General features: G+C 38.6%; 30 protein-coding genes. 2 read left to right on the top strand and 28 right to left on the bottom strand.

Annotated features, from left to right (window positions below):
• Window positions 1–8: 8 nt before the first annotated feature.
• The 12 genes from ACQKOG_RS13310 to ACQKOG_RS13255 all read right to left on the bottom strand — a co-directional run bounded on the left by ACQKOG_RS13310 (window position 9) and on the right by ACQKOG_RS13255 (window position 5,766).
• A complete protein-coding gene (locus ACQKOG_RS13310) occupies window positions 9–287 on the bottom strand; it encodes a hypothetical protein (RefSeq protein WP_427446917.1) in 279 nt (92 codons plus the stop codon).
• A 92-nt stretch (window positions 288–379) separates the two neighbouring features.
• Window positions 380–814, bottom strand: coding sequence for a tail assembly chaperone (locus ACQKOG_RS13305; protein WP_427446915.1), 435 nt, complete (start codon window positions 812–814; stop codon window positions 380–382).
• Window positions 815–874: 60 nt separating this feature from the next.
• Window positions 875–1,654, bottom strand: a complete 780-nt coding sequence (locus ACQKOG_RS13300; protein WP_427446913.1) for a phage major tail protein, TP901-1 family — start codon at window positions 1,652–1,654, stop codon at window positions 875–877.
• Window positions 1,655–1,698: 44 nt separating this feature from the next.
• Window positions 1,699–2,142, bottom strand: coding sequence for a DUF3168 domain-containing protein (locus tag ACQKOG_RS13295; RefSeq protein WP_427446911.1), 444 nt, complete (start codon window positions 2,140–2,142; stop codon window positions 1,699–1,701).
• The gene (locus ACQKOG_RS13290; RefSeq protein ID WP_427446909.1) at window positions 2,139–2,564 is read right to left on the bottom strand and encodes an HK97-gp10 family putative phage morphogenesis protein; all 426 of its coding nucleotides are present in this window, start codon (window positions 2,562–2,564) and stop codon (window positions 2,139–2,141) included. Before ACQKOG_RS13290 ends, ACQKOG_RS13295 begins: the two co-directional genes overlap by 4 nt.
• The gene (locus ACQKOG_RS13285) at window positions 2,564–2,887 is read right to left on the bottom strand and encodes a phage head closure protein (RefSeq protein ID WP_427446907.1); all 324 of its coding nucleotides are present in this window, start codon (window positions 2,885–2,887) and stop codon (window positions 2,564–2,566) included. The genes ACQKOG_RS13290 and ACQKOG_RS13285 overlap by 1 nt, the downstream gene beginning before the upstream one ends.
• Window positions 2,874–3,200 carry a phage head-tail connector protein gene (locus ACQKOG_RS13280; protein ID WP_427446905.1) on the bottom strand — a complete coding sequence of 109 codons (327 nt, stop codon included), beginning with the start codon at window positions 3,198–3,200 and terminating at the stop codon, window positions 2,874–2,876. The genes ACQKOG_RS13285 and ACQKOG_RS13280 overlap by 14 nt, the downstream gene beginning before the upstream one ends.
• 8 nt (window positions 3,201–3,208) lie before the next feature.
• Window positions 3,209–3,367, bottom strand: coding sequence for a DUF7302 family protein (locus ACQKOG_RS13275; RefSeq protein ID WP_427446903.1), 159 nt, complete (start codon window positions 3,365–3,367; stop codon window positions 3,209–3,211).
• A gap of 13 nt (window positions 3,368–3,380) precedes the next feature.
• On the bottom strand, window positions 3,381–4,244 hold the full coding sequence (locus ACQKOG_RS13270) for a P22 coat protein - protein 5 domain protein (protein WP_427446901.1): 864 nt from the start codon (window positions 4,242–4,244) through the stop codon (window positions 3,381–3,383).
• A 29-nt stretch (window positions 4,245–4,273) separates the two neighbouring features.
• Window positions 4,274–4,951 carry a DUF4355 domain-containing protein gene (locus tag ACQKOG_RS13265; RefSeq protein WP_427446899.1) on the bottom strand — a complete coding sequence of 226 codons (678 nt, stop codon included), beginning with the start codon at window positions 4,949–4,951 and terminating at the stop codon, window positions 4,274–4,276.
• Window positions 4,952–5,055: 104 nt separating this feature from the next.
• Window positions 5,056–5,358: a DUF7681 family protein gene (locus ACQKOG_RS13260; protein WP_427446897.1), complete on the bottom strand. Its 303-nt coding sequence runs from the start codon at window positions 5,356–5,358 to the stop codon at window positions 5,056–5,058.
• 177 nt (window positions 5,359–5,535) lie between these two features.
• Window positions 5,536–5,766: a hypothetical protein gene (locus ACQKOG_RS13255; protein WP_427446895.1), complete on the bottom strand. Its 231-nt coding sequence runs from the start codon at window positions 5,764–5,766 to the stop codon at window positions 5,536–5,538.
• A gap of 193 nt (window positions 5,767–5,959) precedes the next feature.
• On the opposite strand from ACQKOG_RS13255, the gene ACQKOG_RS13250 reads away from it, so the two are divergent.
• A complete protein-coding gene (locus tag ACQKOG_RS13250) occupies window positions 5,960–6,079 on the top strand; it encodes a YjcZ family sporulation protein (protein ID WP_400908145.1) in 120 nt (39 codons plus the stop codon).
• Between the two features lie 178 nt (window positions 6,080–6,257).
• Here the strand turns inward: ACQKOG_RS13250 and ACQKOG_RS13245 are convergent, their stop codons facing one another.
• The 9 genes from ACQKOG_RS13245 to ACQKOG_RS13205 all read right to left on the bottom strand — a co-directional run bounded on the left by ACQKOG_RS13245 (window position 6,258) and on the right by ACQKOG_RS13205 (window position 16,617).
• A complete protein-coding gene (locus ACQKOG_RS13245; protein WP_427446893.1) occupies window positions 6,258–6,476 on the bottom strand; it encodes a hypothetical protein in 219 nt (72 codons plus the stop codon).
• Window positions 6,477–6,481: 5 nt separating this feature from the next.
• Entirely contained in the window at window positions 6,482–7,501 is a 1,020-nt protein-coding gene (locus ACQKOG_RS13240; RefSeq protein WP_427446891.1) for a phage minor head protein, read from the bottom strand.
• Window positions 7,498–8,913, bottom strand: a complete 1,416-nt coding sequence (locus tag ACQKOG_RS13235; RefSeq protein WP_427446889.1) for a phage portal protein — start codon at window positions 8,911–8,913, stop codon at window positions 7,498–7,500. Before ACQKOG_RS13235 ends, ACQKOG_RS13240 begins: the two co-directional genes overlap by 4 nt.
• A 12-nt stretch (window positions 8,914–8,925) precedes the next feature.
• Window positions 8,926–10,200, bottom strand: coding sequence for a PBSX family phage terminase large subunit (locus tag ACQKOG_RS13230; protein WP_427446887.1), 1,275 nt, complete (start codon window positions 10,198–10,200; stop codon window positions 8,926–8,928).
• A gap of 526 nt (window positions 10,201–10,726) precedes the next feature.
• Entirely contained in the window at window positions 10,727–11,464 is a 738-nt protein-coding gene (gene terS, locus ACQKOG_RS13225) for a phage terminase small subunit (RefSeq protein WP_427446885.1), read from the bottom strand.
• 171 nt (window positions 11,465–11,635) lie between these two features.
• Entirely contained in the window at window positions 11,636–12,109 is a 474-nt protein-coding gene (locus ACQKOG_RS13220; protein WP_427446883.1) for a sigma factor-like helix-turn-helix DNA-binding protein, read from the bottom strand.
• Window positions 12,102–13,469, bottom strand: a complete 1,368-nt coding sequence (locus ACQKOG_RS13215) for a DEAD/DEAH box helicase (RefSeq protein ID WP_427446881.1) — start codon at window positions 13,467–13,469, stop codon at window positions 12,102–12,104. The genes ACQKOG_RS13220 and ACQKOG_RS13215 overlap by 8 nt, the downstream gene beginning before the upstream one ends.
• Window positions 13,466–13,753 (bottom strand): VRR-NUC domain-containing protein, encoded by a 288-nt coding sequence (locus tag ACQKOG_RS13210; protein WP_427446879.1) that lies wholly within the window; start codon window positions 13,751–13,753, stop codon window positions 13,466–13,468. The genes ACQKOG_RS13215 and ACQKOG_RS13210 overlap by 4 nt, the downstream gene beginning before the upstream one ends.
• A 356-nt stretch (window positions 13,754–14,109) precedes the next feature.
• Window positions 14,110–16,617, bottom strand: a complete 2,508-nt coding sequence (locus ACQKOG_RS13205) for a VapE domain-containing protein (protein ID WP_427446877.1) — start codon at window positions 16,615–16,617, stop codon at window positions 14,110–14,112.
• 91 nt (window positions 16,618–16,708) lie between these two features.
• On the opposite strand from ACQKOG_RS13205, the gene ACQKOG_RS13200 reads away from it, so the two are divergent.
• A complete protein-coding gene (locus ACQKOG_RS13200; RefSeq protein WP_427446875.1) occupies window positions 16,709–17,521 on the top strand; it encodes a hypothetical protein in 813 nt (270 codons plus the stop codon).
• Between the two features lie 234 nt (window positions 17,522–17,755).
• Here the strand turns inward: ACQKOG_RS13200 and ACQKOG_RS13195 are convergent, their stop codons facing one another.
• The 7 genes from ACQKOG_RS13195 to ACQKOG_RS13165 form a co-directional block, all read right to left on the bottom strand.
• Window positions 17,756–17,995 (bottom strand): hypothetical protein, encoded by a 240-nt coding sequence (locus ACQKOG_RS13195; RefSeq protein WP_427446873.1) that lies wholly within the window; start codon window positions 17,993–17,995, stop codon window positions 17,756–17,758.
• Window positions 17,992–18,207 (bottom strand): hypothetical protein, encoded by a 216-nt coding sequence (locus ACQKOG_RS13190; protein WP_427446871.1) that lies wholly within the window; start codon window positions 18,205–18,207, stop codon window positions 17,992–17,994. Before ACQKOG_RS13190 ends, ACQKOG_RS13195 begins: the two co-directional genes overlap by 4 nt.
• Window positions 18,188–18,628, bottom strand: a complete 441-nt coding sequence (locus ACQKOG_RS13185; RefSeq protein WP_427446869.1) for a hypothetical protein — start codon at window positions 18,626–18,628, stop codon at window positions 18,188–18,190. The genes ACQKOG_RS13190 and ACQKOG_RS13185 overlap by 20 nt, the downstream gene beginning before the upstream one ends.
• Window positions 18,621–18,992, bottom strand: coding sequence for a hypothetical protein (locus tag ACQKOG_RS13180; RefSeq protein WP_427446867.1), 372 nt, complete (start codon window positions 18,990–18,992; stop codon window positions 18,621–18,623). Before ACQKOG_RS13180 ends, ACQKOG_RS13185 begins: the two co-directional genes overlap by 8 nt.
• Window positions 18,993–19,057: 65 nt before the next feature.
• Window positions 19,058–19,150, bottom strand: a complete 93-nt coding sequence (locus tag ACQKOG_RS13175; protein WP_427446990.1) for a dUTP diphosphatase — start codon at window positions 19,148–19,150, stop codon at window positions 19,058–19,060.
• Window positions 19,151–19,201: 51 nt separating this feature from the next.
• Entirely contained in the window at window positions 19,202–21,238 is a 2,037-nt protein-coding gene (locus ACQKOG_RS13170; protein ID WP_427446865.1) for a YfaP family protein, read from the bottom strand.
• Between the two features lie 190 nt (window positions 21,239–21,428).
• On the bottom strand, window positions 21,429–21,893 hold the full coding sequence (locus tag ACQKOG_RS13165) for a hypothetical protein (RefSeq protein ID WP_427446863.1): 465 nt from the start codon (window positions 21,891–21,893) through the stop codon (window positions 21,429–21,431).
• Between the last annotated feature and the right edge of the window lie 4 nt (window positions 21,894–21,897).

Genomic DNA, 21,897 nt, shown 5'->3' with positions numbered 1-21,897 from the left:
TGCTCACCTCATTTCATAGTTAAATTTTGAGCCCAAACTTTCATGTCTGCTTGTGCTTTTTTGTAAAGTGTTGTGTCCATCTTCTTCGATTCCTTCCAGTCCTTATCACCTTCAAGAATCCGTTTTCGAGCTTTTTCAGCATCAAATAGATCAGTAAGCTTAAGTCGCTTCGCGTTATCAGCTTTTCTGATGTACATTGCCTGTATAGCAAGGTTTTCATAATCGCTTACCATTCGCATTTGAGCACCTTTTAAAAGCGCCTTATACTCATTTGGAGTCCATGACATGATTAGCTCAACGTCAAATACGCCTAAGTATTCAGCAGCGTTAGAAATGACATCTAGCCACTCTAATCCGTCTACTCGATTTCTGTCTCCAACTATGCTTTCGCATCGAGTAACATTTGTACGGCCTTCGCATTCTCGACCTGTTCTTGCTCGGTACCCATTTCTTTGAACATGTCTAAGTTCTTCCAGAACGTCTTCGCATCTTTTTTGAAAAAACCCGAGGCATTGATTTCCTGAAATGCTTCTTTGAATAACGTTTCTGTATCGCCATCTTCTTCAATTCGTTCCTCTAAAGCAGCCTCAATTTGTGCCATCGAAGGACGTTTTTTAAGGTGTGCTAATCCGCAATCCCAGAAAGCTTTTAAAGCATCTAAGTTAAATTGCAATAAACCTTGATAGATAGAGATAAAGCCGCCAGTTTCGTTCCCTTCTCTGTCAGTTTCGTTATAATTTTTATCTGCTACGTTTTTGAAAGCAAATCCAAATTTCACATCATGTTGTTCTTTACCAATTTTTAATGTAGCCATATTTAATAGCCCTCCAAGTAATTAATTTCAAAAGAAAAAGCACTCAAAAGAGTGCTTAGATTATGACTCCGTGACAGTCACTGAAACTGTCGCTGTTTTACCACCGCTTGCCGTAACAGTTACTGTTGCGGTTCCTGCAGTTACACCAGTGATTAATCCGGTAGTCGAAACTGTTGCAATTGAATCATCACTTGAAGTAAATGTAACGTTTTTATTAGCTGCATCTGCAGGCAGAACTGTAACAGTTAATTGTCGTGTGCTTCCAACTGTGACTGATGTAGTTTGTGGTGATACTGATACGTTTGTAACAGCAACCCCTGAATTTTGTTCCTTACCAAATTCACCGGTCTTTTCACCAGGAGCTTCAAATCCGTAAGTAGCAAATTCGATTACCGAGTCAGGTAACTTAGGTAACTGTCCTTCTTTAGATTCTCCAATTACTTGTAGAGTCCCTGAGATTTCTTGGAAGTTATCTCCCGGATTTGATTTCTCTACAGACTCAACTAGTGTGTAAGCAAAGATTGCATCGTGCACTTCTTCATCAGCTTCATTTTTCACTGTATTCAAGTCGACTTCCCAAACTTTCAGCTGCACTTTTTTGCGAATCGCATCTAAGATTGCTTTTTGGCCTGGATCGTTTTTGTCACCAAACATCGTTACTTCAAATGATTCACTTGATTGACCATAGGCTACGATACGCCCAAATTTTGTTTGTTCATCTACTAACTCATTCTCCATCGAGTGACTATTTTCGGTTAAATGGCCAATAAGAAAACCATCTTCACCCAATGCATTTGTAGCAAGTTGTACAAGTAAGACTGTATCTTTACCGTTTTGCATGTGTGTTTTCCCTCCTAAAATAAAAACAGCCCACAAATGGACTGTTAAATGTTCTGTACTTTGTATTGAATAACTAATATGCCATGCTTTACACCTGGGCTATTATCGTCTATGACGCGAGATTCACGTCTTGTGATATCTAATACCTTTGCTCCTGGTATCAAGTAATTACGAGCCATTAGAATGCTTTGACAAGCTGATAACATCTCATATACCTTACGTTTACCACTGTAATCATCGTTATCCTTCCACCAAGCATGAATTGTAAATGTGATTGTTTCGATATTGCTTGTTTTGGTGTCAAATGGAGACGAATAGGGCTCTGAGATTGTCACGTAAGGATAAGGTGTATTTTCGTCTACAGCATCATACACACCGGGATCTTCATCATCTTTACGTGTGATATTTGTTAATGCTTCACAAGCTGTTAACTTCTGATAAATTGCTTTTTGGAGCTCAAAGTAAGGCAAGGCATAGTAATTTGTCATAAGCCTAATCGCCTCATTTCTTTCTTGAAATAGTCTCTTCCGGCATCAACTGCAGGACCCCAGAATGGTTGTGCCTTCATACCCTCAGTTGTAACCCAATGTCCTAGCTTTTCACTGTAGTAAGACCAAGGGATTTTCTTTGCTCGACTTCCTCCAGGCCCCTCAGCATAGACTCCTGTTCCATATTCCACATAAATCGCATAATTAGCTCCTACAGTAACTTCGGCATTATATTTCCCTATCATTTTCATTTCAATGGAATCTTTCAAGCCTCCGTCATCAAAAGGAGCCAGAGCTTTAGCATGAGTCTGAATAAGTCTAGCTGTCTCGTAAACAACGTCTGATACTTCATCAAGCAAGCCCTTTTCAAATTGTTTTGCTGCTTTTAACAGTTGACGTCCACTGAATGTAATTTTAGCCATTACTCCGTCACCAACTTTAAAGCAACACGCATAATTTCATGTTGACCACCTTGGTCTTCAGCCCGACCAGCGAAGGCATATATCTCACCTTCATACCTTAGACTCATACTAGATGTAAGGTATGTTCTGTATTCGTAGTACATATAACTTTCTAACGGATTGTCCAATTGCTGTGCGTAGAATCGTTCTTTCGAAGTAGGTGTATCAACAAATGCCTCGATTGTTTCAACTGGTACCCATTCTGTTTTAAAGCCTCCTGCACCGTCCGATACCTTCTTTTTCTGAACTACTTCAACTGTGTGAGGGAATTCATCGTAAGGCATGGAATTTCACCTTCTTATACGGTCGTAAATATGTCCAGATGGCTTTAGGAAATTCTGTATCATATGAATACGAAACTGTTCCCATTGTGCGCCCTTTCAGTCCTGTTGATTGCGTATTAAACTGAATGGCTTTAGCAATGAACAAACGGACACCTTGAGGCATCTCAGATGGTTCCCATGTACGATTACAGTGATCTTTTGCCACATCAAATAAAATAGGAGCCATCGCACGATAAAACGTATCATGCTTAGCTCCTGTAACATTATTCAATAGCTTAAGTTGATCTATTTCATCTTGTGTCGGTTGCCACATAAGACCACCTACTTTTCTGTTTCATTATCAGGTTCAGTTTTCTTTGCAGTAGCACGTTTAGGCTTTGGTGCTTCTACTTCTTCAAAGTCTTCTGTACGTAAAAGACGGGCACCTTGTTCCTCAGTGACCGCCCATGTAATATCTGTTTTTAAGTTTTTAACAAACACTTAGAGCCCCTCCTTATTCTGGTCGTTTTGCTGATAATACTGCTAGTGCTTCTGGTCGAGTCACTTTGGCACCGTATAGGTGAAGCCCTTTTACAGCATCAGCAAAACGTTTCTCCATACGGTAACCTTCAACTTGAGCTGCTTGCTCTGCATACGTCCACGCCATGTTATGACCAGCAATAATTTTTGAGTTTGCTTCAACACCTGTTCCTGCCTCAACAGTAGGTGCATTGTTAGATTTCATTAATAAGAAACCTGCAGCACGACCAACCACACCGTTTAATAAACGCTCATCAGCAGGTAATGCACCAGAACCTACAAAGCGGTCATCTTTTAATAGTAAGCCCTCAAACCATGGTGGAAGCACAGCGAAACGCCCTTCTGTAGGTACGTTTGACTCATCAAGTTTAGTTGATAGGTCTACTAGGTACTCATAAGCATTAGCTTTAGTCACTTCGATAGGTGCAGCGTCCGTACCAATTGTGTTAGTTGCATGTACGTAATGAGATGCGATAAATTGATCTGCTACATTTGATAATGCATAAGCAGCTTCACGCATTGCAGCATCCATAAGCTTTGGATTTTGTTGAATTTTATCTAAGTCATCAATTTGGAAGTTGAAGAACTTAGATTGATCAATTAAAAGATTTCGTGTGTGGTCTGAAAGTTCTTCTGGATCCGTCATATCATTATTGCGAGTGTAATCACCTACTGATACAGCACCAATACCATTGATTTTCACTGTATCTCCGTAAGACTTGATTTCACCTTCATAATCACGATTAATAACACCAGCCTGGCCAAATACTAAAGACTTTTGTAAGTTGTGTAATAGTCGAGCTGACCAGATTGTTGGAATAAAGTTTGTTGTTGCCATATTGATATTTCCTCCTTACCGATAATCGGTTATAGTAATTTGTTTTTCACGATTTCATCCCAGTTGGCGTTGATTTCATCAGGTGTCATTTTCATAACCGCTTCTTTTGTCAACGCTGTAGGGTTACCGCCTTTGGGTGGTGGTGGCGTTCCACCGTCTTTGAAGCGTTTGTCTACTTCTGCTTGAACAGCAGCATTGAATTCAGCTTCAAGAATGCCTAGATTAGTAGTTGTCTTTTCAGCATCTTCACCTACAAAGAATTCTACTAATTTACTTGGTAGACTCTTTTCAGTTGCAGTAGATAGCGCTTGGTTGAATAACTTCTCACGTGCAGCTTCTTTTTGCGATTGCTCAAATTGTGCTTTTAAATCGCGTAATTGTTTTGCTTCCTCTGTTTCAGGTGGATAGCGTTTTGAAATTTCTTCTTCTAGTTTCTTCGGAAGAGTTTTAGTCTCATACGTTTTAATTGCATCTGTTACACGAGTATCAGCAAATGACTGTAGATAGCTTTTACCTTCTGCATTTTCAGCTAGAAAGGCTTGAACAGACTCAAGTGTCAACGTAGCCCCTTGACCGTTTCCTGGTGGTGCTGGCTCCGGTGTAGGTTCAGGCGTTGGCTCTGGGTTAGGGTTAGGATTTCCGTCTCCTGCAAGCATTTGAATATCTAAAGGTAATAAAGTTTTTAAATTGAATGGATTTTGATTCATGATTTCCTCCTTGCCCAATTTAGTTACTCGTATGAATCCCTAAACTGTTCAAAAGTGTATTTGTTCTCGTTCTTTATAGCGTCTGCGAGAAGAAAGACACGACATTACTCGTTTCGTGCGATTGAAGCATTAGCCCACATCATTGCTTGTTCGATATTAGTAATTGCAAGTGATTTCTCACGACTGTTAGGGCAATTTCCATCGATTAAATAAGCAAGTTCTTTTGCTTTATCACGAATTAATTGATATCGCTCTGGCTGACCATCTTTAGGTGAGTGGTATCTAAAATTATTTTCAAATTGTTCGTTCACATAAGGTTTAACGCAACCATTCATCAAGCAATCATGGCAAAACTCTGTATTTGTTTCATTTTTGCATTCTGGATAGTTCCAACATTTATTTCCCATCATTGTTACCTCTTTTCGATAGTTTCCTAGCTTACTGGCTAGTCACGAGATACGATATTTCTCATTTGGATCACCTTCACCTTTCTGCTATAGCAGCAGTAGCCATTAAAATGAGCAACAGCCATAAAGTAGACCAGCAAGGGTGGCTATAAATAATTTCTAGTGCTTCCGCCATGTTCACACCTGCTTTCGTCTTGGCCGCATAAATGTTTTTACGTGCCAATGAGAATCAGCAACGGCTCGTTTAGGTACTTCTGCAACGACAGGCTCACGCTCTGCGAACATTTCATGGTTAAATAACTCAGTTGGCAGTGAACCTTTTCGTCTTGCGACATTAATTCCGTTAAACAGGAGTGTTATAAAGCCCAAAATACAGACGATAAATAAAAAACCCATGAATTCTAACATGCTATTCACCACCTTTTAAGCAAAATAAAAAAGCCACAGCGTAATTGATGTGACTTTAGTTAGAGCCTACATTTATGTTATTGATTGCGTATACCTATTATTAAATCTTTTTTCTAAGGCATCCCATGATAGATATCGCAATCCCTTCTGACAACTATTCATATTATAAATTATAGAAAGGAGGGAAATTATTATGTCTCAAGAATATGGTGGCTATGGTGGCTTTGGTGGCGGTTCAGCATTTGCGCTACTTATTGTTCTATTCATTCTTTTAATTATTATTGGCGCTACTTTCATGAATGGAGGTTATTAATACCCAATACCGCCTATAATGCTCATAACTATTGTAAGGTAATACTAATTAAACCTTACACCTTCAAATCTTTACTATGGGTCACTTTCCTCCGGGTGATCCTTTTAATTTCCCTCTTTCAATTTCATACACAACCTCCTAAGGCAATAGAAAATGCCACTAACTTTAGCGACTTGAATCATTCTCCGAATACGTCTTTATACAGCTGTTGAGTAGTATCTAAAAGTGTCTGATCTAATTCTTTAAGATTTCCCTTTTCTTCTAACTTCGCAATTTCCAAACCTATTTGCATCAGTTGAATATTTGAAAACAGTTTTACTTCTTGGCCTTCAGATTCTGCAAACTTTTGTACCATCATTAAGACGGCTAACAACTGTAACTTTTGCAATCTATCCATAACAATTACCCCTCTCCGCTAAATTGTTTTCTCCACTCTTCAAAACTCATAAACGGCACTGTAACACTCGGTGGCTTTATGTCTTTGTACGCCTTATTAAAAGCTTGCTTATATGTCAACCCCATATCTTCCATGTAAGCGTCAATACGTGCAGCTAGCTTCTTCTGGTACGTTTCATCCATGTAATCTTTGCCTCTACGATATTCAGGCAACTTACCGTTAACCATGTAAATGGTATGGCATCTGCACTGTATATCCATCGATGCAACTCCCCATAACCTTGGAGCTTTTGATTTCCATGAACCATAATGAAAATAGCCATCTTTATCAGCTTTCTGACCGTCTAGCTTTCTATGAGATTTCCGTACCCTTGTATCAAGTGAGGACATCCATATCTTAGTTAGTCGTGCCGTTATACTTGCTTGTTCTTCTACAGCTAAATCTGCTTGGGAACGTACACGGCCACCTTCAGTTCGAGCAACAAGGATAGCCTTTTTCCTTGTCCACCCCATAGCATTTTCAATACGTATAGCCATGTCTGTGTAGCTTTCCCCGGCTTGTAAGCTTTGGGCTATTTCGATGTTCAATCGCCTGATAATATTGTTCCTGTGCTCTTCAAAGACTTTGGGAAGTGATAGAAACTCAATAGGATTATCTATTGCTGCTTGAACCACTTCAACAGACGGAATTTTAAAACCCATTTCCTCGCCTGTAGACTGTTGTAAGAGATAAGCTATCATTAAGTATCTCTCAATGTAAAGACGCTCCTCTGACTCTCTTATGAGCTTGATAACGGCTTTGTAATCAGCATTAACCTGTTTCGCAATCATCTTCATCTCCTGGTTAAAACGGTTGTACTTGTTTACATCTGTCCAGGAGGCTTCACCATTCTTACCAAACTTCTTATGCATCTGAAGCATTTGATCAAGTATGGATTTCAAGCGCTTGTTAAAGACAACTTCAATGTCTTTCTCAGCCTTCTTTTCCATCTCGTCTAAGATTTGATTAATCTCTTGTTGATTCATTGCTCATCAACTTCTTTTGGATCATTCTCGTCCTCGTCTAATGGCTCAATACCATTACCGTATAATTTAGCATCCTTTTGCATCTCTTCAATTTCATAGTCCACATCGTCAACAATAGACATCTTAGAGAGACGTGTACGCTCTGAAACCTGTCCTTGTAAAGCCTGTGAAGCTTGAGCTTCTGATAATAAGTCGATTGGAATGTTTCGCTTATATTCAAACCAAAGTTTCAAATAGTCATCTTTCGAACAGATTCCCTTCTTGGACCATGCACTGCATAGCACTTTAAATTGATAACGCAGAGAAGTCGTAAACTTTCGCTCCATTGTTTTACATTTGTTCTCAAGTGCCATCAGCTTAAATTTCATAGCTACTCCACTCGCATTACCTGCAAACGATTCGTCGCTGAAATTCACGCTCTTAGCTAATCTCATGATGTTCTCTTCAAGGCGGTTCAAATGGTTCTCAATCATCTGGTCATTAACTTCTTTGGTTAGATAACGAATGTCATCATCCTCGCCCATCAGCTCGAAAATGCCTGTACGTGCAACTTTCTGAGCATCCTCTTCATCCATGCCCATGCCTTTGAGCACCAGGTATGCTAATCGCCACTGTTCAATCTCGTTTGAGGCATCTGAGAAAGTACGGTCATAAGCATCGATTAGCTTATACACTTTGTCAGCATCTCCCTGAAGCTCTTCATTGTTTGGAATGCCGAATAACGGGCAGTAGTCGAATAAGTGTTTACGTTCATCCTTCAAAACGAAAGGTGAATCTTTATCAGCTCGTGTATAGACCTTTTCTGTTGTCGCATCATAAAACACCAGCTGCTCTATTTCTACTTTCTTACCTTCAACATCCAATTCAGCAACTTTGAAATATCGGAATGCATATTTAGGCTCACTCACGTCAGTTGGTGAGAGGATGATTGTTTCCCACGGATCAATTACCATCGCCCGTTCATTTCCATCTGTATCGATGTAAAGTAACCGTGCTGAGTATCCACAAATTGCCGTTTTCTTACCTGACTCACTGTCCAAGTCATCGACAGAATTACGCAAATTAAAAAGCTCAATCGCCTCGGATAGTTTAGTTAGGCTTTGAGCTTGTTTGTCTACTACATATGAAATTGGATTACCAAACATATAGCCAACCTTTGTGTCCACAATTTCAGCATCCAAGGGGTTGTTTAATGTATTATTCACCTTATCATCGACACGCTGCACCTGTGCATTCCCTTGATCGTAATCGGTCGGTTTACGTGTTAAAATCGGTACCGCAGATAGTTCTGCTTTGTAACGGTTGTAGTTGAGTAATCGTTTGTTTCTTTCGGTCTTTGTTTCTTCAACTAACTTATCGAGTAATAGAGGCGTAACGCCTTTACCATCAATGTATGTGATATATTCGTTCATGCTTACGCCTCCTTATTTTGAATTGACACCTTTCACGCTGGCTACTTCATAATCATCAAGTCCATACCACATTGCAGAGAATGTATGAGGGTCAATGTTAAATTCATCCTCAATGATTTCATCTGTTTTCGAGTCTTTCTTGAATGTCAGTTCCTTCAATTCTCGAATCGTATTTACACATTTCTCAGAACAAATGATTCGCTTAAAACGTTTCATTTTCTTTGTATTCTCAACACGTGTGAGCTTCTTACAAGAATACATCCGGAAGCCTCTCTGCTTGAAGTAAGCAATTGTTTTCGGCTCAGCATTATCAGCTTTAATAATTGATTTCTTAAGCCCTAACTCTTCAAGCTCATCAGCAGTTTTATCATCTGTCATGCCTCGTTTGTAATATTCCTCGTAGATATACAGCCACTTATTTTCGTGGTCTACTACCATTCGCAAAACAGCATTGTAGGAATCAACAAATCCAAAGTCCATGCCGTTTTTACGTATCGGCTTTCTAATCAGAGCTATTTCATTCATTACCTGGTCATGAGGCTTTGTTTCAAACTGCGGTAGCACTAATACACCATTAACACCGAAACGTCCCTTACGTGCAATCCTGTGAAGGTCTGGATCATATAGAGCCATCTCATCAAGCTGTTCAATGTAGCTCGCTGGCAGAAACAAATTATCAGCAGCAGTGGAGTGATGATAATACGTGTTGTTCACAATGATTGTTTGTTGTTTGTAAAGTTCTTCGTCATCTAAAACAAAATAGTCTTCCAACTCGTTTTTAAAGAAATGCTTGTACACCCAGTTCCCTTTCGAAACTGGATTGGTTGAAAGGATTATGAATAGCTTTAATGTTGGATGTCGTAAACGTCCCAGTAACTCTTTAAAGCCCGCATACTTAATCTCACTACATTCCTCTAACCAAATCAGTGATATGTTGTTGATGGACTTTAGCTTTTCTGGTTTATCCATCCCTCGGAAGATTATCTTTGAGCCGTTCGGAAACTTCACCGTCATTGGTGAGGAGCTTGTCCTTATCTTTCCGGATAGCCCTAGATCCTCAATAATTTCCGTAAACAAAGAAAACGTACTGTCCCTGTGCGTGTCGTAAACTTCACGAACGACTAGAGCTGTACGTTTTTCTTCAAGTAGTTTTAAAAGTATTTTGAGTGCCACATGATAGGATTTCGAAGAACCATATCCCCCGACAAGGAGCTGAGTTTTACATCGCCAGTCGAAAAGGAAGTCTTCGAAATGTGGATTCACTTCTTTCTCGACTGCTGTCGTCAAATCTCCCAACTCCTTATGCATTTCATGTATGTGTTATTCGTTTTGGGTTTACATAATTTCAGTTTTGGGAAGTTGGATAATTCACAATCGTTGTTATATCAACGTTCTCTAAGCATCTCTTTTAATTATTCATACAAGATTTTATACATTGTTGATTTAACAGGCTTTACGCCAACAGCTCAAATTTATTTCCCAACATTTATTGCATAAAACTTCTAACAAATGTAGAAGCAGCTTTCCTCAGACTTTGCCATTTATATCTTCTACTTTTATTTTTTGTCTTTCTAATTCAATTCTTTCAAATTCCACTTCTAGCTCCCTATGCTTAATCAAATACTCTTTTTTTATTTGATAAACTTTAATGAGGCTTAAAACTACAATAATAAAAGCAAATATCAACAAATAAAATTGTATATCCGAGAAATACAAGCAACACACCTCACAATCATTTTATATACATTATACATTCAATTGGGTGTTATGTATAATACAGGAAATTATACATTCAAACATTTCTTGTATAAAATTATGAGCGTTTTTTGCCGACAATTTTAATTTCAATCGGGCCATTTTGTTCATCTGAACCAAGCTTATCAATCTCCACTTTCGTTTTATCATTTGATAGCTGCATCTGTTCTAATTTCAAGCGACGTTCGTCAGCCTCATCAGCTAACTTAATAAAATGATTAATGGAAGTACGCAACTCGCTAATAGCTCTTGACTGAGCCGTTAGCAATTGTGCTTGTCTCTCCCAAGCAAACTGGAACTCATACTCAACTTCTTGAGATGGGTTTTTACCGCCTTGCATCTTCTCACGTTTCAGCTCTTTTATCATTTCGTCTTTTGACTCAACATGCATGATTTTTTGAGCTCGTAAGATTGCAGCATATTGAATTGTGATTTGATCCCACATTAAGTCAGCAGCAGACTTTGCATTCATTGCCTCGATGATTTCCTGTGTTTCGTCAGGAAGATACTTAGCAAAAAGCCCGTGATCTAGTTTAGGATTGTTCCGACTGGAGAATTGATTCTTCGGGTTCGGGTTGCCACTTCGCTTTCTCGGACCTTTAGATGTAGCATCTTTTTTGGGTGGTTGCATCTTTTTCTTTTCGGATGCATCTTTTTTAGTTGCAACCTTCTTCCACCCTTCTCGACTCTTCCGACTTTTTAATGTACCCTCTTTAACACCATGCTTTTCTGCTAGCTCAATTAATGTGATTCTACTAGTTTCCCACTCTTTTCGAATAGCGTCCCAATTTGTCATGTCATAAACAACTCACTTCCGTTCCTGTTTAGGATTTTTTATGTATTTGCAATTAACGAAAAAACCACTCACGCTTAATGCGTGAATGGCTTATGTGTAGGGCTCTCATCATTTTGTCGATACTATACCCCTTCACTATATAGGTTGGCTCGTATGGGGTTCGTATGGGTATTACGCTTCTAACTGAATATTTGCAGCTATATTCTTGATTTTCTTTTCTGCTTTATCCAAATGTTCTTGCACAGTGCTTTTAGCAATTCCTAATTCATCAGCTATCTCTTGCATGCTTCTCATATGTGCCGTATGAAGTAAATAACAAGTTAGTTGTCGCTCGGTTAAATGTTGAATTACATGCATTATTGCTCGTTTATGATTTTCACTTAAATTTCTCTCAAATGAAGGTGTAATATCAAGACTAGGAAATACCTCTAAGTTTAATAATGCTCTTCGAGAATAAGCTGATTTTAATTCTACAGCTCTGCTGTACGCATCTGGTTGCTCACCTGTTTTCATCCACCTAATCGCGTAATCCATGTCCGCAATAATTTGACTGGCTATTTCAACTTTCAAGGGATCGTCCATCTTCGACTTATCACGTTCCATTGATTTCTTGGCTTTTTTGTACTCCATGATTAAATCAATCAATGCCAAGCACCTCGCTCATACGTGCTTTGACAGCTTCCATCAACGCTTCTTGCTGTTGTTCCTTACCTTGCAGAACACTCATTACACGTTCGTCTATGCTGTCTTTTAACACAAGATGATGAACGACTACAGTTTCTTTTTGCCCTTGACGGTGAAGCCTTGCATTGGCTTGCATGTAAAGTTCTAAGCTCCAGTTAAGCCCGTACCAAACGATTGTGTGTCCACCGTCTTGCATGTTTAATCCGTGCCCTGCGCTCGCTGGATGTGCTAGAAGGATTTCAATTTCACCATTGTTCCACTTCTCAATCGTGCTTGAATCATCCAGTTCCCTAGCTTGCTTAAATTCCTTCTTAATCCGCTCAACGTCATGCTTGTAATTATAAAACACCAGGATTGGTTTACCTTGTGATGCCTCTACAATCTCATCTAACGCATCTAACTTCACGCTATGGATAATCTGTACACCGTCTTTATCGTTGTAGGCTGCACCACTGGAAAGCTGTAATAGCTTATTACTCAAGACAGCCGCTGTTGTCGCTACAATATCACCATCCGAGAATTCCAGTAACGAATCCTTTTCAAGCTTGTTGTACAACTCTCGTTCTTTTGGCGATAGCTCTAACTCAACAACATTCATGACAGCAGCAGGTAAGTCTTTCAAGTAATCCTTTGCTTTCATGGACAAACAAATGTCGTCAATCTTTCCGTAGATTTGTTGCTCGGCACCTTCTTGCAGTTCAATGTGATATACACGATACGGATCCTGCTTAAAGTATTCGCTTTTGTATTTCGTAAAGGTCTTTTCGAGTCGTTCACCCATATCAATCAGGTAAATCTGTGACCACAAATCAATTAGACTATTTGGTGCTGGTGTCCCAGTTAAACCTACAACTCGTTTTGTACGTGTACGCACTTTTCGTAGTGCCTTGAATCGTTTCGAACTAGGATTTTTAAAACTGGATAGCTCATCGATGACAATCATGTCAAACGGCCAAGTCTTGCCATTTTCGTAGTAAGAAACAAGCCATTCAACATTTTCACGATTGATTACGTAAATATCAGCTTGTTTTTGAAGTGCTTTTCGTCTTTGTTGTTCAGGTCCAAGAACCTTGCTTATTTTTAAATGTCTTAGGTGTTCCCATTTTGCAACTTCACGTGACCAGGTATCTTCTGCTACACGTTTAGGCGCAATCACTAACACCTTCTCAACATCAAAGTAATCATGTTTTAATTCGTCAACAGCTGTAAGTGTTGACACTGTTTTGCCAAGGCCCATGTCTAACAGTAATGCATAGGCTGGGTTTTCAATAATCTTTTCGATTGCAACCTTCTGGTATGCGTGGGGTATAAACTTTGTCATAGTTCTTCCCTCAATTCTGCGATCAGTTTATCAATTTCAGATCTCGTTGTCAAAACATACGTTCGGCATTTTAGGTTTTTTAAAACGGTCTGCATTCGCACTTGAAGTGCTGACAGCCGTCCTTGATTTCCATTTTTCAATTCTGCGAAGATGACTTTTCCTCCTGGCAATATTAAAAGCCGATCTGGTACACCTTTATTTCCCGGGCTCACGAATTTGAAGCATTGCCCTCCTAGTTTTTCAATTTCACGTTTCAAATAATTTTCAATTTGCGATTCTCTCATGTCTGATTTTTACCTCCAAGTTGAAAGTAAACAAGGTCAACAATCTTACGTACGCGTATAGAGTAGTATTGATTTAGGCGTATTAGGTATATGCTATTTACATATATTACCTATACTATATACCTAATATATAAAATACATCTCAATAGATATTATTTGTTTACTTTGTTTACCTTTATATATAAAAGCAGTAACCGCAAGGGTTTAGGCTAACAAGAACCGGCAACAAACACCGTTTACCCTTGTTGTCTTTGTTTACCCACTTTAACGCTTTAAAGTGTTAACATTTGTTGCCGTTTTTCGACTTTGTTGCCGTTATTTTTAGACTTTGTTTACCCTGTATTTTTACAGAACTGTTACCTATCAACACGTACAAATGCTCGCTGTGTGCCGTATTCTGCACCAAATTTCAGGGTAGATTTGTGGGGCTTCCAACCTGGTAAAGTAGCCAAGATTGAATTTATTTCCCGAGATTCATGCATCGGAAATGACCCTCTATCCTTCCCTAAACACTCGCACCAAATTTCTAATGCACACACTTTTTCACGTAATCGTCCATCTGATTTCTGTGCTTCTAAGGCTTCATTCTTTTCTAAAAGTTCCTCTTCTTCCTCTGAAAAATCATCGAAAAATTCGTTCTCTCGCATTGCTAATTTGCGATCGTTAATCGACTTTTTATACCAATCTGAAGTAATTGGTTTCTCTAAAAAGCTTAGAATTTGTCCTGCATACGTCGATTCTACTGTATGGGCTAACTGCATTGTAAGTGCCTCGGCCGCCATCGCCTCTTCCAAGTATAAAGGTGAACCACTTTTAAACAGATGCACTGCTTCGGCCCATAGTTGATCAATCTCTTGATGTCCTTTCTCACTATCAAGCTCTTTCCATTTACGTTTACTATCTGGTTGTACTTCTACAGGTAAAAACCTGCGGTTACCAGTACGATCACGTAAAAACTCATGTTCATTTGTGGTACCAATAAAGATGCATTGACGTGGAAACTCTTCAGGTCGTTTTCCGTATGCAACGCGGTACCGGTCCACTTGTTTAGATAAGAATTGTTTAATCGTTTCGACTTCACTTTTCTTTGTTGCAGCTAATTCCCCCATCTCCATAATCCATACACCGTGCAAGCTCTCATAAGCTTCTTTACCATGGATAGATGTCAAACTATCGCTAAACCATTTACCACCAAGCATGTTAAACAGCATCGATTTACCAAGCCCCTGCGGACCGACAAGTGTTAACATGAAGTCGTATTTGCAACCTGGTTCAAAGATGCGTGCGACTGCTGCAACCAATGTCATTCGCGTAACAGTACGCACATACTCCGTATCAGCAGCACCCAAAAAGTCAATCAGCAATGTATCAACACGGTTTACCCCGTCCCACTCTAACGTATTCAAGTAATCTCGCACAGGATGGAACGTATTCGCACGCTGCACCCCACCGATTGCATCCGCAATCTTAGAGTTGCCTGTAATGGACCAGACCATATCTAAATAGTTGCGTAGGTCTTCATCATCACCGTTTGACCAGCCAACACCTTTTTCTTTCTTACGCCAAGGTAAGTCTCTTAGAACTTCAGGCTGTCTACTAAACTCGTTGAAGGCAAAGCAGCCTTTTAAGTGTGGATCATTTTCAAGAATTAACTTGAGGTTCTTGGCTGTGACTTCTAGCTCACCGGCTTTATTAATATCGAATTTCGCTTTCCACAGCCCGTCATCTTGTGGCTTTTCCTCACTGTCAGCTTCTGTATCATCCTCAACATCAAAGTCCTCTGCTGCACTTTTTATGCGTTCATCCGCAAGCATCATTTTTACTTTATCAAGTGTACGAACTTTTTCATTCATGGCTTTCGCTGAAGGCAATCGGTTAACTGGCGTACCTTCTTTTGCATCCTCATCTAAATCATTAAATAGATGCAACCGTACTAAATCATATGAGTTCACCAGCTGTTCACTTACAGGATCCGTACCATGGTGAGAATAAGCAAAAACATCATCATAAAGTACTAGACCGCCTGTCGTAGAGCCTCCGTTAAACGTATATCGCCCTTCCCCTGCATCGGAGTATACATCTGATAGAAATACTTCAATAGCTTCAGTAATGGAGTACGTACGACAAAACGCTCCAACCATGCCGGGCTTTTCGAGTGGATTGCCTTGCTTATCAGCCATCTTTTTACGGCTCTCGCGTTGACGACTTGACTCCGGCCATTCTGCTGGATCACGCCAATCGTTGTACATTTTTAAAATCTCAGTAGGGTCCAACCATTGTGCGTCTTGGTAATCGAATTCATAATCCCCGTCACTTGCTGTAGACGGCCAATACATCAACCTGTGAGGTTGATAGGTTGTATCATCGAAATAATCGATACCAAACATATCAGCAAGCTTCTTGGCAACAGCTACATACTCCTCTGCTGATACTGGACGAGACAGTGGAATAATTAAGCGTATACGTGGCTTTTTAGGTGTGTGCTTGTGTGTACTATAAATCGCACAAGCATTATCAAAGAATGTTGTCACACCGTCCCAGAAGTCACCTTGAATGAAGTCGGCATCTAAAGTAATTAGTTGTCGCCAAGCCACACTATCAGCCTTACGTCGACCACCTTTTAAACTACCAGCCACGAATCCACCTACGTCTTTAATAGATCCTTGCTCGTCCTTTGAGAGCTTCATATACTCCGCAAGTGATTCTTTTGTACGTACAGTTGTAGACAGCTTTTTCAGGAAGTCACTGTACGACATTTCTGTGTTTTTCCATGCTGTAGATCTACGGGATGTTGCTGTTGCAATCGTCAGCATGCCATCATGCTGTATTGCAATCTTTTTGGGTTTATCTGCTGACTGCTGCATGTGTTTCAATCCTTTCTTAAATATATAAGTTATTACATAATGTTACATATTTTGATACAATATTCTAAAACATTAGTAGAGGTGTAAATTTGTGTCTAATCAATATACTTTTGAAGATTTATTTTTGAGACTATCTTTATATGAGCCGTTTTCACTAGAAGAAAACAATGAGTTAATACAGAAACTTGGCGATAATGATCGTAGCTTTACATTTGACTGTTACTGCATTGATTGTAAAAAAGAGTCCACATTCAGACTTTATTCAAATGAATTCTATCGTGGTGAATTCACTTTGGACACTGAACATGAGTTGCATTTACTAAATAGATTTCAAGTACCAAAAGGTATCTATTTTAATTGTCAAAGAGATCCACATCATCAATACTCTTATTTTTTCATAATCCAAAAAAGCGAAATTAAAAAAATAGGACAATACCCATCGGTAGCTGATATTGAAATACCAGGTATCCAAAAATATCAAAAGCTACTTAAACAGGACTACAAGGACTTTTCAAAGGCGATAGGGTTACACTCCCATGGAGTTGGTGCTGGTTCATTTGTTTATCTCAGACGTATATTTGAAAATCTTATTGAAGAAAAACACGTTGAAGCCTCACAAAATGACAAATGGGATGAAAAAGAATATCAGAAATCCAGAATGGATGAAAAAATTAACCTACTGAAAGATAAGTTACCTCCTATTCTCGTAGAACACAGATCTATCTACGGAATAATGAGCAAGGGAATTCATCAATTAAGCGAAGATGAATGCAAAACTCTTTTCCCTGATGTTAAGCTTGGAATTGAATTAATTCTCGATGAAAAACTGTATGAGCTAGAAAAACAATCTAAAAGAAAATCATATAGTAATTTTATAGCTAATACGGCTGCTAATTTAAAGTAATGACCATTTACATTTCTGTAAAATAGTATTGATTTACCCTACAAAAATGTAATATAATTAGGTTGTATTACATTTTATTTTTAGGAGGGTTGAGCTTCGGCTTAAATCCTACCCTCTTTAAAGGGTGAAACCCATGGAGATAAAACTAGCCCTAGAGGTGAAATTGTCCCCTGCGGTAGCTTTGCTACTGCTGAAGCTGTCCGGTCTTCTTTAGACCGTGCAGTTTTTTTTTATTTAAATACCAAATCTTCGCTCTTCAGCCATAGCCTTTTCAAGTTTAATCATGTCACGTCGTAGCTGTTTCATTAGATCACGTAACTCAGTATTATTTCGATTTCTAGAACGCCATCGACCATGCAGTATTGTTGGTCGTAAACAGTCATGCTCATTTTCAGTATCAAGCATCAAGATAACTCTTCGCATATTCATTTCTATAATTCTCGCTAAACCGTTAACATTTTCTTTTGAACTCACTTTTCATCTCTCCAATCTCGTAAGCTCTTACGGCTATACATTTGTGCATATTTCAAAGCCGTACGAGCTGATAAGGCTTCCGTTTTCCAGTAAGAAGACTGTTTTGCAAGATGATCTTTTACAACTTCTAAAGCATCAATGTACTCTTGCTCGTACACCATATCGCCATTTTCATGACGTTCAATTACAGCCTCAGCTTGTTTCAAGTCCATTTGTTTCACTCTCCTCTAAAGACTTTTTCAGGGCCATCAAGTACACCATGCTATCAGCGTGTTCTTCTAGCGCATGTTGGCACCATTCAACTGGTGTAAGATTTTCAGCACGAACAGTTTCGCCATATTTTCGAATACCTTTTTTGGTTTGATTCATAAACAGCTGCTGAATATCTATTAAAATGGCATTTGATTGCTGAGCTTCATAAGCTTCGATTCTGACTTCACCAATGGCCTTAGCTATTTTCAAACAAGCAATCTCTCCTTCTAGCTCAGCTATTTTGTACTCCCGGTTAAGCAGCATAGCTTTATAATCTGCGATTGCTTCCCCTTCAGTTGTTACCTGTGAAGATAACCTACGATTTATGGATTTTTTATTTCCAAATTTACTAACTAACCAAATTTTCATTTGTTCAAGCATTTGTTTCACCGTCCATTGTCATTTTCAAAATTAGCTCGTATTGATCATCGCTAATAATTAATTTGGCATTATCTTTAAAGCGTTGTAGAAAGAGATTTGAACGTCTTTCATTCTCTCTTTGACGTTCTTGTCTCAATAGCCTTTGAAGCTCCGAGATGCGTACGTTCTTATGCTTTAGCTCATTACGAACTTCAGCACGTAGCTTTTCTAGTCTCTTAAACTCTGCATAAGCTTCGATGCCTTCATTACCGCAACCCTTATAAGAGCGAGTACGGTAATGTTGTAATTCAGCATCCATCTGTACAAGTTTTTCACGAAGCCGTTTTACATCTAGTAACAAGTTGTCATACTCTATTTGGTACATGGCTTCAACTCCTATATCAACCGTCGGTTTATAACTTCCGTATAGTTAAACTAGTAATCATTGTTTTATCTATCAATGTTCTCTTTATGTTTCTTAACATAAGCTGTCTCAACTTCCTGCCAAGTGAAGCCCAGCATTTCTACTAATCCAGCATACATCATATACTAATAACTCTAAAAATCGAGAAGAGGAAGAATTTTCTCCCTCTATTAATCCCATCTATCAATCTTAATGATTCTTGTAGAATTATTCGCCGTCACTTTAACCGTTAGATTCCATTCATTATCTTTGGAATACCCCAAACCACATGCAGTTGCATTATCAGCACCCTCAATTGCTGTAGTAGCAGTATAGGCTTCTAGCGTTTTTCTAATTTGTCTTAGTTCTGATTTAAGCGTCTCATTGAAGAATCCTCGGCCTTTTCCTTCTGAGGAGTCCTTGACTCCATCCAGTATGAAGAAGATATGACTTCCTGAATGAGGTACTTGTACTTCATCCCATAAATTTGGCGATGTTGTAATACCATTTACCCTTATAAAATTGTTTAATTGAACACCCCATGAATCATCACTAGAATATGAATTATTACTGATATTTGGCTGTTGACCTTTAGCATAATCAAACTCAAATACATCAGTTACATAACCTTCACCACCAGCAATTCCGATAAATGAGTACGTTTTCCCGTTTACTTCTAGTTCAACTTTGAATGGCGTGCTTCCATTCCCTCTTTCACAATAGTTGTGAACATAAAATCTATAGTGTCCCACTGGGGCGTTTTCACTCCATCTGATATTTTCTACAGGAGAATTGTCTCTATGTCCTCCCCCATTCATATCAATGTCTAACCATCCACCAGATCTGTCGCTTTTATCTCCATAATAGATGTGTTCCCCTTTTGGTGTTACGCAATGTAAATCTAAGTCCGTGTACCCTTCCCATATTAACGATGCTCGTATCTCATTATTCTCATATCTTCCGCCAGCATTTTCTACTCTTCTTTTAATTTCACCATCTATACCTCCGTGATAATACCAACTGAATGGATTACTCCATTGTAAAATGTTTGGTGCTGTTTCATCAGAAGCAGTGACTAACGCCATTAAACGACTAGGATTATCTATTAATACTTCAATAATTTCAGCTGTAGGTAGTATTGTTCGTTGAAATTTGTCCCACGTCATTACGGTATTCGGAAGAGAAACTCTAGATGCGGTTTTTTCTTTAGGAATAATACTTGAAAAAACACCTTTTTTCGGTTCGGCAATTTTAGTCTCAGATTGATTCTCCCATAAATAAAATGGGATTTCTTCATAGGTGGCATATCGTCTTTGTAATGAATTGGTTAATCCTAATTTCCCAACAATTTTTTCTGCTTCTAAAATAGCATTTTGAGTTGGAGCAGATTGTGAGCGCATGTAGTTCGCCGGGTTCATCTTCTCAGCAAAACGTCGAACAACAGATTCAACTGGCATACCTGAAGCAATATCATCTAATAACGTGCCTATCATAGAGCTTCTTATGTGACAAAATCCAGCAGGAGCTGATGCAACAGCTAACCAAATAATATTAGTTTTCTGATTATTATTAACAGTACGGTTTTGTTTTTCATGCAAAGATTCAAACCACTCTGCAATACCTAATACCCTATCCGAGCGGTATAGTGTTTCTGATTGTAAAAGTAATACAGCTTGCTGAGCTGTATCAAAAGAATAATCAAGTAATGCATTAGTTAGCATTTTGAATTCTTCCAACTTCTCAGCCATTACTTGCCCCGCAGTTTTTAATCTTGAGCTGTTCACCATTTCCCCATGAACTTCAACGGATAAGTGATTCCACTCTCCAGTACGAGGTTGACCTAATACTATCGAACTTGGAATATACACTCCAATAACTTTCGAATTTAATACTTCGGATTTTATTGCTGAAACAGCAGCTTTAAAGAATGGAGGGGTGTTATCTTCATCCCACATAGCCGACGCAATTATTCCATTTTCATCAATAGTTACAAGACCACCGAATCGCTCAATAAAATGCTTGCAAGCACTACAATTATAGTGATTTCTAGCTTCAACTGGTAGATTATCTAAGTACAGATCAAATAAACCGTGAACATTTGTTCTAAATAACTTTTTACTACCACTAATCGATTTTTCAAAATAACATTTTAAATTTTTCTCGAATTCAGGATATCTATCATTAGCATTATTATAAACTTTCTTAGTCATGTTCATAATTTCTTTCAATCTTCAACATCTCCTAAGCATTTTTGATTTTATTAATTTATTTTCTGTGATCACTACATCTTTAATTACACGTATACACTCCTTTTTACAACTTTGTATTTAAAATAACAATTAGCACAATAAATAGCAAGATATACCAATAAAGTTTTTCGTTTTGTAAGATATTGAACGATTAAGCTCCATTTGTTTCTCAAACCATTGCCAATAACTCATTTAACTGTCCAGATAAAGCTAAAAAAGTGTAGCGATCACTAGCATCGATTGCTTTATCAATCTGAAAATCTAGGTTCGCAATTTCTGCACCAAGAACTGCACTACTCATTTCTTCTGAAGTTGCTCTTGAAGGTTGGCCCTCTAAATTGCTATCTTTCATTAATTGATCCAATCGAATATTGATGTAACTGATAGCTCTGCTTCTTTCTAAACTAATGAAACTTTTTAAAGCAGTAGTAACGTTGTAGCCTTTCGGTCCTATTAACATCAAATCTTTACTAGGGATGAAAACTTTATCGTCAAGTGTTTCAACGTTCCAAGACATTTCAACCACAGCGCAATTCCCGCAAACTTTCTCTTCAGTTATTCTATCTTGCAAATAATATTTACCTTCAAGATCAATGTTGCAGCATTTGCATCTCATTTCAAAACTGGCGTTCATACTT

Source organism: Lysinibacillus sp. NPDC093216 (assembly GCF_050280325.1).
Lineage (GTDB): Bacteria > Bacillota > Bacilli > Bacillales_A > Planococcaceae > Lysinibacillus.
The sequence above is the reverse complement of the archived record's forward strand: the minus strand, read 5'-3'. Positions and strand labels throughout refer to the sequence as shown.

Excerpts from the sequence above, each read along its gene's own strand:
- ACQKOG_RS13310 (WP_427446917.1), bottom strand. The coding sequence starts at position 287 with ATGTCATGGACTCCAAATGAGTATAAGGCGCTTTTAAAAGGTGCTCAA.
- ACQKOG_RS13305 (WP_427446915.1), bottom strand. The coding sequence starts at position 814 with ATGGCTACATTAAAAATTGGTAAAGAACAACATGATGTGAAATTTGGA.
- ACQKOG_RS13300 (WP_427446913.1), bottom strand. The coding sequence starts at position 1,654 with ATGCAAAACGGTAAAGATACAGTCTTACTTGTACAACTTGCTACAAAT.
- ACQKOG_RS13295 (WP_427446911.1), bottom strand. The coding sequence starts at position 2,142 with ATGACAAATTACTATGCCTTGCCTTACTTTGAGCTCCAAAAAGCAATT.
- ACQKOG_RS13290 (WP_427446909.1), bottom strand. The coding sequence starts at position 2,564 with ATGGCTAAAATTACATTCAGTGGACGTCAACTGTTAAAAGCAGCAAAA.
- ACQKOG_RS13285 (WP_427446907.1), bottom strand. The coding sequence starts at position 2,887 with ATGCCTTACGATGAATTCCCTCACACAGTTGAAGTAGTTCAGAAAAAG.
- ACQKOG_RS13280 (WP_427446905.1), bottom strand. The coding sequence starts at position 3,200 with ATGTGGCAACCGACACAAGATGAAATAGATCAACTTAAGCTATTGAAT.
- ACQKOG_RS13270 (WP_427446901.1), bottom strand. The coding sequence starts at position 4,244 with ATGGCAACAACAAACTTTATTCCAACAATCTGGTCAGCTCGACTATTA.
- ACQKOG_RS13265 (WP_427446899.1), bottom strand. The coding sequence starts at position 4,951 with ATGAATCAAAATCCATTCAATTTAAAAACTTTATTACCTTTAGATATT.
- ACQKOG_RS13260 (WP_427446897.1), bottom strand. The coding sequence starts at position 5,358 with ATGGGAAATAAATGTTGGAACTATCCAGAATGCAAAAATGAAACAAAT.
- ACQKOG_RS13255 (WP_427446895.1), bottom strand. The coding sequence starts at position 5,766 with ATGTTAGAATTCATGGGTTTTTTATTTATCGTCTGTATTTTGGGCTTT.
- ACQKOG_RS13250 (WP_400908145.1), top strand. The coding sequence starts at position 5,960 with ATGTCTCAAGAATATGGTGGCTATGGTGGCTTTGGTGGCGGTTCAGCA.
- ACQKOG_RS13245 (WP_427446893.1), bottom strand. The coding sequence starts at position 6,476 with ATGGATAGATTGCAAAAGTTACAGTTGTTAGCCGTCTTAATGATGGTA.
- ACQKOG_RS13240 (WP_427446891.1), bottom strand. The coding sequence starts at position 7,501 with ATGAATCAACAAGAGATTAATCAAATCTTAGACGAGATGGAAAAGAAG.
- ACQKOG_RS13235 (WP_427446889.1), bottom strand. The coding sequence starts at position 8,913 with ATGAACGAATATATCACATACATTGATGGTAAAGGCGTTACGCCTCTA.
- terS (WP_427446885.1), bottom strand. The coding sequence starts at position 11,464 with ATGACAAATTGGGACGCTATTCGAAAAGAGTGGGAAACTAGTAGAATC.
- ACQKOG_RS13215 (WP_427446881.1), bottom strand. The coding sequence starts at position 13,469 with ATGACAAAGTTTATACCCCACGCATACCAGAAGGTTGCAATCGAAAAG.
- ACQKOG_RS13210 (WP_427446879.1), bottom strand. The coding sequence starts at position 13,753 with ATGAGAGAATCGCAAATTGAAAATTATTTGAAACGTGAAATTGAAAAA.
- ACQKOG_RS13205 (WP_427446877.1), bottom strand. The coding sequence starts at position 16,617 with ATGCAGCAGTCAGCAGATAAACCCAAAAAGATTGCAATACAGCATGAT.
- ACQKOG_RS13190 (WP_427446871.1), bottom strand. The coding sequence starts at position 18,207 with ATGGACTTGAAACAAGCTGAGGCTGTAATTGAACGTCATGAAAATGGC.
- ACQKOG_RS13185 (WP_427446869.1), bottom strand. The coding sequence starts at position 18,628 with ATGCTTGAACAAATGAAAATTTGGTTAGTTAGTAAATTTGGAAATAAA.
- ACQKOG_RS13180 (WP_427446867.1), bottom strand. The coding sequence starts at position 18,992 with ATGTACCAAATAGAGTATGACAACTTGTTACTAGATGTAAAACGGCTT.
- ACQKOG_RS13175 (WP_427446990.1), bottom strand. The coding sequence starts at position 19,150 with ATGTATGCTGGATTAGTAGAAATGCTGGGCTTCACTTGGCAGGAAGTT.
- ACQKOG_RS13165 (WP_427446863.1), bottom strand. The coding sequence starts at position 21,893 with ATGAACGCCAGTTTTGAAATGAGATGCAAATGCTGCAACATTGATCTT.